Annotated in this window: 15 protein-coding genes; 1 reads left to right on the top strand and 14 read right to left on the bottom strand. The window is 69.8% G+C overall.

All coding sequences use genetic code 11. The features are described 5' to 3' along the window. Positions 1-10: 10 nt before the first annotated feature. The 10 genes from aroQ to SBI80_RS15055 all read right to left on the bottom strand — a co-directional run bounded on the left by aroQ (position 11) and on the right by SBI80_RS15055 (position 9,782). Positions 11-439 (bottom strand): type II 3-dehydroquinate dehydratase, encoded by a 429-nt coding sequence (gene aroQ / locus SBI80_RS15100; RefSeq protein WP_318975587.1) that lies wholly within the window; start codon positions 437-439, stop codon positions 11-13. Then, a complete protein-coding gene (gene aroB, locus SBI80_RS15095) occupies positions 436-1,515 on the bottom strand; it encodes a 3-dehydroquinate synthase (RefSeq protein WP_318975586.1) in 1,080 nt (359 codons plus the stop codon). Before aroB ends, aroQ begins: the two co-directional genes overlap by 4 nt. Further along, the gene (locus SBI80_RS15090; RefSeq protein WP_318975585.1) at positions 1,508-2,152 is read right to left on the bottom strand and encodes a shikimate kinase; all 645 of its coding nucleotides are present in this window, start codon (positions 2,150-2,152) and stop codon (positions 1,508-1,510) included. The genes aroB and SBI80_RS15090 overlap by 8 nt, the downstream gene beginning before the upstream one ends. Further along, positions 2,152-3,357, bottom strand: a complete 1,206-nt coding sequence (gene aroC, locus SBI80_RS15085) for a chorismate synthase (protein ID WP_318975584.1) — start codon at positions 3,355-3,357, stop codon at positions 2,152-2,154. The genes SBI80_RS15090 and aroC overlap by 1 nt, the downstream gene beginning before the upstream one ends. 124 nt (positions 3,358-3,481) lie before the next feature. Then, positions 3,482-3,889 (bottom strand): prepilin peptidase, encoded by a 408-nt coding sequence (locus SBI80_RS15080; RefSeq protein ID WP_318975775.1) that lies wholly within the window; start codon positions 3,887-3,889, stop codon positions 3,482-3,484. A 33-nt stretch (positions 3,890-3,922) separates the two neighbouring features. Continuing rightward, on the bottom strand, positions 3,923-4,717 hold the full coding sequence (locus SBI80_RS15075) for a shikimate dehydrogenase (protein ID WP_318975583.1): 795 nt from the start codon (positions 4,715-4,717) through the stop codon (positions 3,923-3,925). After that, positions 4,714-5,967, bottom strand: a complete 1,254-nt coding sequence (locus tag SBI80_RS15070; protein ID WP_318975582.1) for an endolytic transglycosylase MltG — start codon at positions 5,965-5,967, stop codon at positions 4,714-4,716. The genes SBI80_RS15075 and SBI80_RS15070 overlap by 4 nt, the downstream gene beginning before the upstream one ends. After that, a complete protein-coding gene (gene ruvX, locus SBI80_RS15065) occupies positions 5,960-6,529 on the bottom strand; it encodes a Holliday junction resolvase RuvX (RefSeq protein WP_318975581.1) in 570 nt (189 codons plus the stop codon). Before ruvX ends, SBI80_RS15070 begins: the two co-directional genes overlap by 8 nt. A 5-nt stretch (positions 6,530-6,534) precedes the next feature. Then, the gene (alaS, locus tag SBI80_RS15060) at positions 6,535-9,225 is read right to left on the bottom strand and encodes an alanine--tRNA ligase (RefSeq protein WP_318975580.1); all 2,691 of its coding nucleotides are present in this window, start codon (positions 9,223-9,225) and stop codon (positions 6,535-6,537) included. Positions 9,226-9,353: 128 nt separating this feature from the next. After that, positions 9,354-9,782 (bottom strand): secondary thiamine-phosphate synthase enzyme YjbQ, encoded by a 429-nt coding sequence (locus tag SBI80_RS15055; protein ID WP_413232725.1) that lies wholly within the window; start codon positions 9,780-9,782, stop codon positions 9,354-9,356. 78 nt (positions 9,783-9,860) lie between these two features. On the opposite strand from SBI80_RS15055, the gene SBI80_RS15050 reads away from it, so the two are divergent. After that, on the top strand, positions 9,861-10,148 hold the full coding sequence (locus tag SBI80_RS15050; RefSeq protein ID WP_318975578.1) for a GlsB/YeaQ/YmgE family stress response membrane protein: 288 nt from the start codon (positions 9,861-9,863) through the stop codon (positions 10,146-10,148). 62 nt (positions 10,149-10,210) lie between these two features. Here SBI80_RS15050 and SBI80_RS15045 read toward each other — a convergent pair whose 3' ends face one another. From SBI80_RS15045 to SBI80_RS15030, 4 genes are all read right to left on the bottom strand, one after another. Further along, positions 10,211-11,542 carry a replication-associated recombination protein A gene (locus tag SBI80_RS15045; RefSeq protein WP_318975577.1) on the bottom strand — a complete coding sequence of 444 codons (1,332 nt, stop codon included), beginning with the start codon at positions 11,540-11,542 and terminating at the stop codon, positions 10,211-10,213. Positions 11,543-11,579: 37 nt separating this feature from the next. Beyond that, entirely contained in the window at positions 11,580-12,035 is a 456-nt protein-coding gene (locus SBI80_RS15040) for a TM2 domain-containing protein (protein ID WP_318975576.1), read from the bottom strand. A 70-nt stretch (positions 12,036-12,105) separates the two neighbouring features. After that, complete coding sequence (locus SBI80_RS15035) at positions 12,106-12,942, bottom strand: DUF3097 domain-containing protein (RefSeq protein ID WP_318975575.1); 837 nt, start codon at positions 12,940-12,942, stop codon at positions 12,106-12,108. Between the two features lie 190 nt (positions 12,943-13,132). Beyond that, on the bottom strand, positions 13,133-13,438 hold the full coding sequence (locus SBI80_RS15030) for a DUF4333 domain-containing protein (RefSeq protein ID WP_318975574.1): 306 nt from the start codon (positions 13,436-13,438) through the stop codon (positions 13,133-13,135). Positions 13,439-13,509 lie beyond the last annotated feature (71 nt).

Here is a 13,509-nt window from a genome sequence, read left to right as displayed (position 1 = left end):
CAGGCTGGCTTCAGTCCAGGCTGGCCAGGTAGCGCAGCGCCGCCAGATAACCCTGCACGCCGAGCCCGACGATCACGCCCGTCGCGACGCCGCTCAGGTACGAGTGATGGCGAAACTCCTCGCGGCGGTGGACATTCGAGATGTGCACCTCGATCAGCGGTGCGGTCAGTTCGGCACAGGCGTCCCGTAGCGCCACCGACGTGTGGGTCAGCGCGCCGGCATTGAGCACGACGGGTTCCTTGGCGTCGGCGGCATCGTGCACCCAGCCCAGCAGCTCGGCCTCGCTGTCGGTTTGGCGCACCACGACCTCCAGCCCGAGTTCGTCGGCCTCGCGCTCGATGAGCGCGACCAGGTCGTCGTGGGTGGTGCTGCCGTACACCTCGGGCTGGCGTTTGCCGAGCCTGCCGAGGTTGGGGCCGTTGAACACGTTGATCGTCATCTGACTCCGATCTCGGAATAGGCCGCGACCAGCAGCGCAGGGTCCGGGCCCTCGAGACGCCCCGGCTTGGCGAGACCGTCGAGCACCACGAATCGCAGGATCCCCGAACGCGTCTTCTTGTCACCGGCCATGTACTCCAGCAGCTGCGGCAGCGCGTCGGCGTCGTAGGTCACGGGCAGGCCGAGCGCCGTGAGCACCGCGCGGTGCCGGTCGGCCGTCTCGTCGTCGAGCCGACCCGCCAACCGGCCGAGCTCCGCGGCGAACACCAATCCCACCGACACGGCGGCACCGTGACGCCAGCGGTAGCGTTCCCGGCGCTCGATCGCATGCGCCAGGGTGTGCCCGTAGTTGAGGATCTCGCGCAGCTGCGACTCCTTCTCGTCGGCGGCGACGACTTCGGCCTTGACCACCACGGCGCGCCGGATCAGTTCCGGCAGCACGGGTCCGGACGGGTCGAGCGCGGCTTCGGGATCGGCCTCGATCATGTCCAGGATCACCGGGTCGGCGATGAATCCGGCCTTCACGATCTCGGCCATGCCCGCGACGATCTCGTTGCGCGGCAGGCTCTCCAGCGTGGCCAGGTCGACCAGCACGGCCAACGGCTGGTGAAACGCGCCGACGAGGTTCTTGCCCGCGTCGGTGTTGATGCCGGTCTTGCCACCGACCGCGGCGTCGACCATGCCGAGCAGCGTCGTCGGCACGTGCACGACGTCGACCCCGCGCAACCAGGTGGCCGCCGCGAAACCGGCGACGTCGGTGGCCGCGCCACCGCCAAGGCTGACGATCGCATCCTGGCGACCGATGCCGATGCGGCCCAACACATCCCAGATGAAGCCGACGACGGGCAGCTCCTTGCCTGCCTCGGCGTCCGGGATCTCGATGCGGTGCGCGTCGATTCCCTTGTCCGCCAGGTGGCTTCGAATCGACTCGGCGGTCTGGTTGAGAACGGGCTGGTGCAGGATGGCGACCCGGTGCCGACCGTCGAGCACCCGGCCCAGATCGTCGAGCAGCCCGGTGCCGATGACGACCGGGTAGGGCCGATCGACGAGCACCTCGACGGTCACGGGTTCAGTCATTGCGCGCCTCTGCCTTTCGGGCCAGCGCCGCGGGACTCGGTGGCGCCTCTGTGGTGGGTGCTGGGTTCAGGACGGTGGGCAGCCTGCGCCAGGCCGGGCGGCGACGTCGCCGCGCCTGCTGACGGTCGGTGCCGGCGTTCTCCAGCCGGTGCACGATGGTGCGCACGACCGCCCCGGGATTGCGGCGGTTGGTGTTGATCCGCATCGTCGCGACCTCGCGGTAGAGCGGGACCCGCTGGGTCATCAGCTCGCGGAACCGCTCCCCCGGGTCGCCGCCGGCCAGCAGCGGCCGGGTCGCACCTCCGGAGGTGCGCCGAATGCCTTCGGCCGCACTGATTTCCAGATAGATGACGGTGTGCCCGGCCAACGCCTCGCGGACTTCCGGCGTGGTGATCGCGCCCCCGCCGAGTGATACCACGCCCTCGTGTTCGGCCAGCGCGGCCCGCACCACGTCGGCCTCGATGCGGCGGAACTCCGGCTCGCCCTCGACGAAGATCTCGGCGATGCTGCGGCCGGCGGTCTCGACGATCTTGGCGTCGGTGTCCAGCAGCGGTACGTCCAGCGCCTTCGCCAGGCGGCGGCCGATGGTGGACTTGCCCGATCCGGGCATGCCCACCAGCACGGCCCTTGGCGCCATCAGCCCGACGCCTCGGTGATCTGGGACGGCTCCCGCGTGCGCACCGCCGCGAGGTAGCTCGCGACGTTGGACGTGGTCTCGGCCAGCGAGTCGCCGCCGAACTTCTCCAGCGCCGCGCGCGCGAGCACCAGGGCCACCATGGTCTCGACGACCACGCCCGCGGCGGGCACCGCGCACACGTCCGATCGCTGGTGGATCGCGACGGCCTCTTCCCCGGTGGACATGTCGACCGTGGCCAGTGCCCTCGGCACCGTCGAGATGGGCTTCATCGCGGCCCGGACCCGCAGCGTCTGGCCGTTGGTCATCCCACCTTCGAGCCCGCCCGCGCGATTCGTCGAGCGCAGCACGCCGTCGGGACCGGGGTAGATCTCGTCGTGCGCGACGCTGCCGCGGCGGCGCGCGGTCTCGAAGCCGTCGCCGATCTCGACGCCCTTGATGGCCTGGATGCCCATGACCGCGGCGGCGAGTTGGCTGTCGAGACGGTTGTCACCGCTGGTGAACGATCCGAGGCCGATCGGGAGGCCCTCGACGACGACCTCGACGATGCCGCCGAGCGTGTCACCGTCCTTCTTGGCTGCCTCGATCTCGGCGATCATGGCCTGCTCGGCCGTCTCGTCGAACGCGCGGACCGGGCTGTCATCGATGCGGGCCAGATCCTGCGGCCGCGGCGGTGGTCCGTCGTAGGGCTTGGACGCGCCGATCGAGACGACGTGCGAGAGCACCTCGACGCCGAGCGCCTGGCGCAGGAACTCCCTGGCGATGGTGCCGGCGGCGACGCGGGCAGCGGTCTCGCGGGCGCTGGCGCGCTCGAGCACCGGTCGGGCGTCGTCGAAGCCGTACTTGAGCATGCCCGCGTAGTCGGCGTGTCCGGGCCGGGGTCGGGTCAGCGGAGCGTTGCGGGCCCCGTCCAGATCGGTTTGCGACACCGGGTCGGCCGCCATCACGGTCTCCCACTTGGGCCATTCGGTATTGCCGATCTCGATGGCGATCGGACCGCCGAGGGTCACGCCGTGACGCACCCCGGCCAACACGGTCACCTCGTCGGCCTCGAACTTCATCCTGGCCCCGCGCCCGTAGCCGAGCCGGCGGCGCCTCAACTGGGCGGCGATGTCGGCAGAGGTGACCTCGACACCGGCCACCATCCCCTCGACCATCGCCACCAACGCGCGGCCGTGTGATTCACCAGCTGTGGTCCATCGCAACACGCGGCCCATCTTCCCATGACGCCTGCGGCCTGACGTAATCCGTCACGGCGGGCTGCGCCACCACCTCCCGGCGGCCCGCGGTGACATGGTGAGCGATCCCCTTCCCGGGGCTCACACGGTAGTGCTAGAGGGCGACCAGGGCGACCGCACCGAGAGCAGCCACGCACATCGACGGGCCGTGCGGCACCGTCCCCCGCGCGCGCAACACGACGACGCCGGCAAGCGCCGTCAGCACCGGGGCAGCCACCGCCGCCAGCACCCACGCGTCGGCCCCGAACGCTCCGGTGAGGCCGCCGAGCCCGAGTGCCAGCTTGACGTCACCGGCCCCCATCGAGGCGGGAGCGACCAGGTGAACCACCAGGTAGAGCGCCGCCAGCGCGAACGCTCCGAGCAATGCGGCCGCACCCCGCCCGGCGACTGTCGCGACGCCGAGCACGACCGCCGCACCCGGCAGCGTCAGTGCGTTCGGCAGCCGCTGGTGAAGCACGTCGTAGACCGACAGGGCGGTCGCCCACGTCGCGGCGGCGACCAGCCCCAGCGTCACGCCCACCCCCACGGATAGAGCCTAGGGCCCAGACAGGGCGGCGATCATCGCCTCTTTCGGCGCAGGCATTCCGGTGAACTGCTCGACCTGGGCGTAGGCCTGATTCAGCAGCATCTGCAGTCCGCTGACGACGCGGCCGCCCGCGGCGGTGAACGCCGCCGCCAGCGGAGTCGGCCACGGGTCGTAGATCGCATCGAGCAGCACCGGCGCGGTCGTCACGGTGTCGGCGTATTGCGCGGCGACGTCGGCCGGGATGGTGTTCACGACCACGTCGGCCCCGGTCACCGGGGTGCCCAGTTCGACCCACCGGGTGTCGGCGCCGAGCCGGGTGCCGAGGTCGAGCAGGACGGCCGCCTTCTCGCGACTGCGCGCGACCACCCGCAGCGTGTGCACCCCGAGCTGGACGAGTCCGGCGACGGCCGCGGGAGCCGTCCCACCCGCCCCGAGGACGACGGCCGAACCGGCGCCACCGCACACGTCCGCGAGTGCACCCGCGACGCCGTCGACGTCGGTGTTGTCGGCACGCCACCCCGACGCCGTCCTGACGAGCGTGTTGGCCGAGCCGAGGAGTTCGGCGCGCGCGGTCCGTTCGTCGGCGAAGCGCAACGCCGCGAACTTGCCCGGCATCGTGACCGAGAGTCCAACCCACTCCGGGCCGAGTCCGCCGACGAGCGCCGGCAGTTCCTCGGCCGTGCACTCGATGCGCTCGTAGGTCCAGTCAGCCAGCCCGAGGGCGCGGTAGGCCGCGAGATGCAGCTGCGGGGACCTGGAGTGGGCGATGGGCGAACCGAGGACCGCCGCGCGGCGGGGCGTCATCGTGCGCTGTCGAGCACACCGTTTTGTCGGGCCAGGTCGATGTTGGCCAGGTGTTGCTGGTAGTCGCGGGTGAACAGCGTGGTGCCCTGCATGTCGACGGTGACGAAGTACAGCCAGTCACCCGGCTCCGGGCCCTCGGCGGCCGCGAGCGCCGGCTGGCCCGGCGAGCAGATCGGCGTGACGGGCAGCCCGTCGCGCGCATAGGTGTTCCACGGCGTGACCCTGGCCCGGTCGGCGTCGGTGGTCGCGACCTCCTGACGGTCCAGCGAGTAGTTGACCGTCGAGTCGAACTCCAGCCGGCGGTGATCGGGAGCGACCAACCGGTTGTAGATCACCCTGGCAACCTTCGCGAAGTCCTGCGGCTTGGATTCCCGCTGCACCAGCGAGGCGACCACCAGGATCTGGTAGGGCGACAGGTTCTCGGCGTTGCCGGCCTGCAGCAGCCCGTCCTGTTCGTACTGCCGGGCGCTGGCGGTGATCAGCGTGGCCAGGATGTCCGGCGCCGGCGCCGACGGGTCGACGTTCCAGGTACCGGGGGCGATGAGCCCCTCGAGCCGCCGGTGGTCGTTGCCGAGTGCCTTGACGGGATCGGCCGCCCATGACGGAATCGCCAGCGCCGCTGGGTCCGCCGCTCCCGCGGCCTTCTTCAGGTCGTCGGCGGTGACCCCGCACGTGCGCTGGCCGTCGAGGTCGACGCAGGTGGCGTCGGCGACGAGCGAGAAGATGCCCTTCGTCACGACGTTGGTCTTGACGTCGGCGACGTCGTCGAGCTGGCGGCCCTCGGGAATGACGAGCTTGCCGACGCGGTTCTGCGGGTCGGCGAGCCGGGACACCGCGTTGGCCGCGGGGATCTCGGTGCGCACCTTGTAGAAGCCGGGCTGGATCGAGGAGATCGCCGCGTTGCCGGCCGCCGCGTCGACGAAGGCCTGGGAGGTGGCCACCACGCCACCGTCGACAAGGGTCTTGCCGATCGCGGTGGTGGAGTCGCCGCTGCGGACCTGCACGACGACGTCCTTGACGCCGTCGCCCTCGTAGTCGCTGGTGTTGCCGAACATCCCGTGCCACATGCGCGAGCCGAGGAAGACGGCCCCGACGAGCACGACGACCAATGCCAGCACCGACATGATGGTGATGTTGCGGCGGCGGCGACGGTTGCGCCTGGCGCGAGCGCGTTGCGTGCGGCTCATGGTCCGGCGTGGCCGGCCAACCGCTTCGGGCTCGGTGCGCTCACGACCCCAGTCCTCAGCCATCGGCCGCTCCGCTGGTATTCACGTGCTCCTCGCGTCCGCTGGTGTTCACGTGCTCCTCGTCTCCGCCCGCCGTGGCCAACGCGGCCCGCCGCTGGTCCAGCCAGGTCTGCAGGATGCCGACGGCGGCCGCCTGGTCGATCATCGAGCGTTGCCCCTTGGCGCGGATGCCCGCCTCGCGCAGTGACCGCTGCGCCGACACCGTCGTTAGCCGCTCGTCGGAGAGCCGCACGGGAACGGGCGCGATCCGCGCCGAGAGGGCGTCGGCAACCGCGATGGCGTCCAGCGCGGAGGGCCCGGTGCGATCAGCCAGGGTCCGGGGCAGTCCGACGACGACCTCGACGACTGCGTACTCGTCGGCGAGCTGCGCCAGCCGGCGAATGTGCTTGCCCCTGACGTCTCTGCGGTCTCTCGGCACCGTCTCGACCGGTGTGGCGAGGATGCCGTCGGGGTCGCTGGTCGCGACTCCGATCCGGACGGTCCCGACGTCGACTCCGAGCCGTCGACCGCGACCGGGATCGTCACCGCCCGGCCGGTCCGGCTGACGGTCCTCGGAGTCGGTCAACCGGGTCAACTCCTGGCAATCTCGGCGAGCAACGCCATGAGCGCCGCGTCGATGCCCGACGGTGTGGTGCCCGATCCCTGGGCCAGGTCGGCCTTGCCGCCCCCGCGGCCGTCGACGGGCCCAGCCAGCACTTTCACCAGGTCGTTCGCGCTCAAGCCGAGATCCTGTGCGGCCGGATTCACCGACACCACGAACGGCACCGTTCCGCCGTCGCCCTCGGCGATCAGCGCCACGACTCCCGGCTCCGAGCCGAGCTTGCCCTTGACGTCGCCGACGAGGCTGCGCAGATCCCCCGCCGAGATGCCACCGGCCATCCGCTGCGCCACGACACGGACCCTACCCACCAGCTCGGCGCCCGCGGCCGCGTTCGCCGCCGCCGCGCGGGCGTTGGCGAGCCGGGCCCTGTCGAGTTCCTTCTCGGCTGCCTTGAGGCGTTCGACGAGGTTGGCCACTCGGGCGGGCACCTCTTCGGACGGCACCTTCAGCGACGACGCCAGACCGGCCATCAGAGCGCGTTCCTTGGCCAGGTACTTGAACGAGTCGAGTCCGACGTAGGCCTCGACGCGGCGGACGCCCGAACCAACCGAGGACTCGCCGAGGATGGTCACCGGACCGATCTGCGCCGAGTTGTGCACGTGCGTACCACCACACAGCTCCAGCGAGAACGGTCCGCCGATCTCGACCAGCCTGACGTCCTCGGGGTAGGCCTCGCCGAACAGCGCCATCGCACCCATGGCCTTGGCCTTCTCGAGCTTGGTGTACATGGTGTTGACCGCGTAGTCGGCCTCGACGGCCTCGTTGGTGACCACCTCGATCTGCTCGCGCTGCTCGTCGGTGAGCGCACCCTGCCAATTGAAGTCGAAGCGCAGGTAGCCGGGGCGGTTCAACGATCCGGCCTGAACGGCATTGGGTCCCAGCACCTGTCGCAGCGCGGCGTGCACCATGTGGGTGCCCGAGTGGCCCTGGGTGGCACCCCGGCGCCACTGCGGATCGACGGCGGCGACCACGATGTCGCCCTCCACGAACTCACCGGACTCGACGGTGACGCGGTGCACGAACAGTGTCTTGGCGATCTTCTGCACGTCGGTGACGGCGGCCTTGGCGGCACCGCTGGATCCCGTGCCGGTGATGGCGCCGACGTCGGCGATCTGACCGCCGGACTCGGCGTACAGCGGGGTGCGGTCGAGCACCAGCTCGACGCGCTCGGCGGCCATCCCTTCGTGGGCAACGACGGGAACCCGCTTGCCATCGACGAAGATGCCGAGAATCCGCGCCTCGGAGGTCAATTCGTCGAAGCCGGTGAACTCGGTCGCCCCGGCGTCGACCAGCTCGCGGTACGCCGACAGGTCGGCATGGGCGTGCTTGCGGGCAGCCGCGTCGGCCTTGGCGCGCTGCCGCTGCTCGGCCATCAGGCCGCGGAAGCCCTCCTCGTCCACGGTGAGACCGGACTCCGCGGCCATCTCCAAGGTCAGCTCGATCGGAAAACCGTAGGTGTCGTGCAGCGTGAATGCGTCGGTACCCGACAGCACCGACACCCCGGATGCCCTGGTGGCGTTGGCTGCATCCTCGAACAGCCGCGAACCCGACGCGAGCGTCCGGTTGAACGCGGTCTCCTCGGCCACCGCGATGCGGTTGATCCGCTCGAAGTCGGTGACCAGGTCGGGGTACGACGGGCCCATCGCGTCGCGGACGCACGCCATCAGTTCGCCGACGATCGGCGTGTCGATGCCGAGCAGCTTGGCCGAGCGGATGACGCGGCGCAGCAACCGGCGCAACACGTACCCGCGGCCGTCGTTGCCGGGGCTGACACCATCGCCGATGATGATCGCCGCGGTGCGGCTGTGGTCGGCGATGATGCGGTAGCGGACGTCGTCGTCGTGGTTGCCAGCGCCGTACCCCCGCGGCGCGATGCCGGCGACCAGGTCGATGACCGGCCGCACCAGGTCGGTCTCGTAGACGTTGTCCACGCCCTGCAGCAGGCACGCGACCCGCTCGACGCCCATGCCGGTGTCGATGTTCTGGCGGGGCAGCGGGCCGAGGATCTCGAAGTCGGCCTTGCCGGTGCCCTCGCCCCGCTCGTTCTGCATGAAGACGAGATTCCAGATCTCGATGTAGCGGTCCTCGTTGGCCTCGGGACCACCGTCGACGCCGTATTCGGGCCCACGGTCGTAGTAGATCTCCGAGGACGGACCGCTTGGGCCGGGGATGCCCATCGACCAGTAGTTGTCGGCCATGCCGCGACGCTGGATGCGCTCGGGCGGCAACCCGGCGACCTCCTGCCACAGTGAGATCGCCTCGTCGTCGTCGAGATAGACCGTCGCCCAAAGTCTTTCGGGATCGAAACCGTAACCACCCTGATCCTGCGGGTTGGTCAGCAGGGTCCAGGCGAACTCGATGGCGCCCTTCTTGAAGTAATCGCCGAACGAGAAGTTGCCGGCCATCTGGAAGAAGGTGTTGTGCCGAGTGGTGATGCCGACTTCGTCGATGTCGGGGGTGCGGATGCACTTCTGCACGCTGGTCGCCCGGTCCCACGGCGGCTTCTGCTGTCCGAGGAAGTAGGGCACGAACTGCACCATGCCAGCGTTGACGAACAACAGATTGGGATCGTCGAGGATGACCGACGCGCTCGGCACCTCGGTGTGGCCCGCGTTCACGAAGTGATCGAGGAAGCGCTTCCTGATCTCGTGTGTCTGCACGTGCTGCTGTCCTTAACTATTCGGGCCACGGATCTACGAATCAATGGTGTGACGAGTGTCGTCGCGACCGCACAACAGTACCGGCCCGTCCCGATCGCCCTGCAAGATCACCCCGGCAGGGCGTGGCGTCAGCCGCCGACGAAGCTCAACCGCACCGACCGGCGCGGGTTGTCCCTGTTTAGGTCGACCAGCACGACGCTCTGCCAGGTGCCCAGTAGCGGCTCACCAGCCGCCACCGGAATGGTCACCGACGGCGACACGATGCCCGGCAATACGTGATCGGCGCCATGCCCCGGCGAACCGTGGGCGTGGCGATAGCGATCGTCGCGCGGCAGCAGCCGTTCCAGCGCGTCGACCAGGTCGGCGTCCGAGCCGGCGCCGGTCTCGAGGATGGCCACGCCCGCGGTGGCGTGCGGCACGAAGACGTTGCACAAGCCGTCGCCGCGGGAGGCACAGAACTCGCGGACCGCGTCGGTGAGGTCCACCGTACGGTGTCGGGCGGTATCCACGGCGATCAGCTCGGTCTTCACGCAACCGAGATTACGTCCGGTCGGCATATCTACGTCGACGTTTATTTCCTTGGCACGACGGGGTATTGCGTCTTCACCTCACTCCTCGAATGAAAGTGACATGAAATGACTCCCACGGGCATCATCACCGCGATCGTCATCGGCGCGATCATCGGCCTCCTCGGCCGGCTCGTCCTCCCGGGCAAGCAGCCCATCGGCCTGCTCGTCACGATCCTCGTCGGCATCGTGTCGGCGCTGATCGGCACCTGGCTGGCCCGCCAGCTCGGCATCCCCACCGCCACCAGCGGCATCGACTGGATGGAGTTGCTCGTCCAGGTCATCGTCGCCGCCGTCGGCGTGGCCCTGGTCGCCGGCGTGATGGGTCGCCGGCGCACGGGTGCCCTGCGCCGCTAGACACCGAGAATGCACTCGGGGCTGCGATTCGACGAGAATCGCAGCCCCGAGCGCTTTCTGGGCTAACGCCGCCGACGCAGGATCGCTCGGAGCTTGTCGAGACGGCCGGCGATCTCCCGCTCGGCGCCGTGCGTCGTCGGCCGGTAGTAGTCCGCACCCACCAGCTCGTCGGGGGCATACTGTTGCGGCACAATGCCATCCGGGTCGTCATGCGGGTAGGAATACCCCTGGGCATTGCCCAGCGCCGCGGCCCCGGAGTAGTGCCCGTCGCGCAGGTGCGGTGGCACCAACCCGGCCTTGCCCGCCCTGATGTCCCCCATCGCCGCGGCCAGTGCCGTAGTGACGGCATTCGACTTCGGCGCCGTGGCCAGGTGCACGGTGGCGTGCGCGAGGGTGAGCTGCGCCTCCGGCATGCCGATCAGCTGCACGGTCTGCGCGGCGGCTACGGCCACCAGAAGCGACGTCGGGTCGGCCATTCCGATGTCCTCGCTGGCGAGGATGCTCAGCCGCCGCGCGATGAAGCGGGGGTCCTCCCCCGCGGTCAACATCCGGGCCAGGTAGTGCAGCGCCGCGTCGACGTCGGATCCGCGCACCGACTTTATGAAGGCGCTCACGACGTCGTAGTGCTGGTCGCCGTCGCGGTCGTAACGCACCGCGGCCTTGTCCAGGGACTGTTCGATGACGTCGACGGTCACGTGATCGCCCGCCTCGGCGGCCACCTCGAGTGCAGTCAGCGCGCGGCGGGCGTCACCGGCGGCGAGCCTAACCAGCAGCTCGACGGCGTCCGGATCCACCGATACCGACCCGTCCAGTCCACGCGGGTCGGCGATGGCCCGCTCCACGACCGCCCGCACTGCGTCGGCACCGAGGGGTTGCAACTGCAGGATCAGCGACCGGGACAGCAGCGGGGCGACGACCGAGAAGGACGGGTTCTCCGTCGTGGCCGCGACCAGCAGCACGACGCGGTTCTCGACGGCGGCCAGTAGGGCATCCTGCTGCGTCTTGGAGAACCGATGCACCTCGTCGATGAACAGCACGGTCTGCTTGCCGTGCACTGCGGCGCGGCGGGCCACGTCGATGACGGCGCGGACGTCCTTCACGCCGGCCGATAGGGCCGACAGCGCCTCGAAGCGACGGCCCGTGGCCTGCGAGATCAGCGATGCCAGGGTGGTCTTGCCGGTGCCGGGCGGCCCGTAGAGGATGACCGACGCCGCGCCCGAGCCGTCGACGAGTCGCCGCAGCGGCGAACCGTCGCGCAACAGATGATCCTGGCCGACCACTTCGTCGAGGCCGGTGGGACGCATCCGCACCGCCAGCGGCGACGACGGGCCGCCACCGGGAATGCCCTCCCCGTCACCTGGATCTCCAGCCACGTCGAACAGACCATCGGCCACGACACAGGCTTACCACGTCACCGGCGCGCGCTCGCGGTCACTCGCGCAGCGTGCGGCCCTCCGAATCGGGCACCTTGCCGAGCAAGATCAGGATGGCGTCGATCAGCGGCCAGATGCCGCAGGTCAGCCAGGACAACAGCAGCATCGCGACGCCAAGCCCGGTGTAGCCCAGGTAGAAGCGACCGATTCCCAACGTGCCGAGGAACAGCTGCAGCAAGCCCGCCACGAGCTTGCTCTTGTCCGACAGCGGCCGGCCGTAGGCGTCGACGCCGAAGGGGCCAGCCTGGTACCCGCCGGGATACGGCGGGGGGTAGCCGCCACCGTAGGGCGGGGGTGCGCCGTACTGGCCTGGCGGCGGTGGGGGCGGCGCGCCGTACCCGTACCCGTTTGCATGACCGTTTGCGTAGCCGTCGATGGGAGGAGGCAGCGAGGGGTCGTGACCGGGCGGCGGCGGGTACGACGGATCCGATCCAGGCGGCGGAGGCACTGACATGCCACGGATGATGACGCATCGACGTGTCCGCGTCCACCACGAACGCCGAAATCTCCCGATGCCGCGCCGCTCAGCCGGTCGTGACGAAGTCGATGAGTTCCTCGACGCGCCCGATCAACGCCGGCTCGAGGTCGTTCCAGTCACGCACCCTGCCCCGAATCCGACGCCAGGCCGTTGCGATGTCGGCTTGGTCGGCGTGCGGCCAGCCGAGGGCCTCGCAGATGCCGTGCTTCCATTCCACGTTGCGCGGGATCACCGGCCACTGCTTCAGGCCGAGGCGTTCGGGCTTGACCGCCTGCCAAACGTCGACGTACGGGTGCCCGACCACCAGGGTGTGCTTGCCGCCGGGGCCGCGGGACACCGCATCGGCGATGCGCGCCTCCTTCGAGCCGGTGACCAGGTGGTCGACCAGGACGCCGAGCCGGCGTTTGGGACCGGGGGCGAAGTCCTCGACGATGGCTGCGAGATCGTCGACGCCGCCCAGGTATTCGACCACGACGCCCTCGATCCGCAGATCGGCGCCCCAGACCTGTTCGACCAGTTCGGCGTCGTGGCGGCCCTCGACGTAGATGCGGCTGGCCAACGCCGTCCGTGCCCGGGTTCCGGCGACGGCCACCGATCCCGACGCCGTCCGCGTCGGTGCCGTGGGGCCCTTGGCCTTCGGCGGAGTGAGGATCACCGGCTTGCCGTCGACCAGGTATCCGGGGCCGACCGGGAACGGCCGCCGATGCCCGTCGAAGTCCTCCAGTTCCATCCGGCCGTACTCGACGCGGGCGATCGCGCCGACGTAGCCGGTCTGGACGTCCTCTACGACCAGACCGATGTCGGCCGGCATCTCGGTGGACCGCACGCGCTTGGCGGCGTGCGGGTTTCGGGCCAGGACGTCGGAGCCATATCGATCCTTCACCCGAGCGAGCCTAGGAAGACCGGCACGCTCGGTGCGGCGCCGCGCCGGGTCCGTGACCGATCGGTGACCACGACACCGCCGGGTGACGCGCGAGGATGGGAGTCATGGATCGTTTCGCGACGGCCCGGCTACGGGACTGGCTGAGCAGAGTACATCCCGGTCATCCCTGGATCGCCGCGCTGGACGGGAGCTAGGCGAGCTTGGTCTCGATGTCGTAGAGCACGTCGGAACCGTCGACCTTGGTGATCTTCAGGTGCGCGACGTAGTTGCCGTCGGGTCCGGTGAAGGTGCAGTCGAATTCGACGCCGACCTTGGCATCGGTGCCCGACGGGCATCGGACGTCGTTCGGGGTGAACTTCGTCTTCTGCTTCACGAAGTCGGTGACCGACTTCTGCGCGCTGTCGGCGTCGATCACCTTGCCGCAGCCGCCGACACCGAGCACGGCGGCTCCGATCACCAGGGCGACGCCGACGCGGACGCCGTACCAACCGATCATGCGCGTGATCGTGCTCCAAGGTTTGCCACAGGTCAAGCACGAGCAGTCGGCCTCGACTCGGCTGGCAGCCT

It is taken from the genome of Mycolicibacterium sichuanense, assembly GCF_033741125.1.
Lineage (GTDB): Bacteria > Actinomycetota > Actinomycetes > Mycobacteriales > Mycobacteriaceae > Mycobacterium.
The sequence above is the reverse complement of the archived record's forward strand: the minus strand, read 5'-3'. Positions and strand labels throughout refer to the sequence as shown.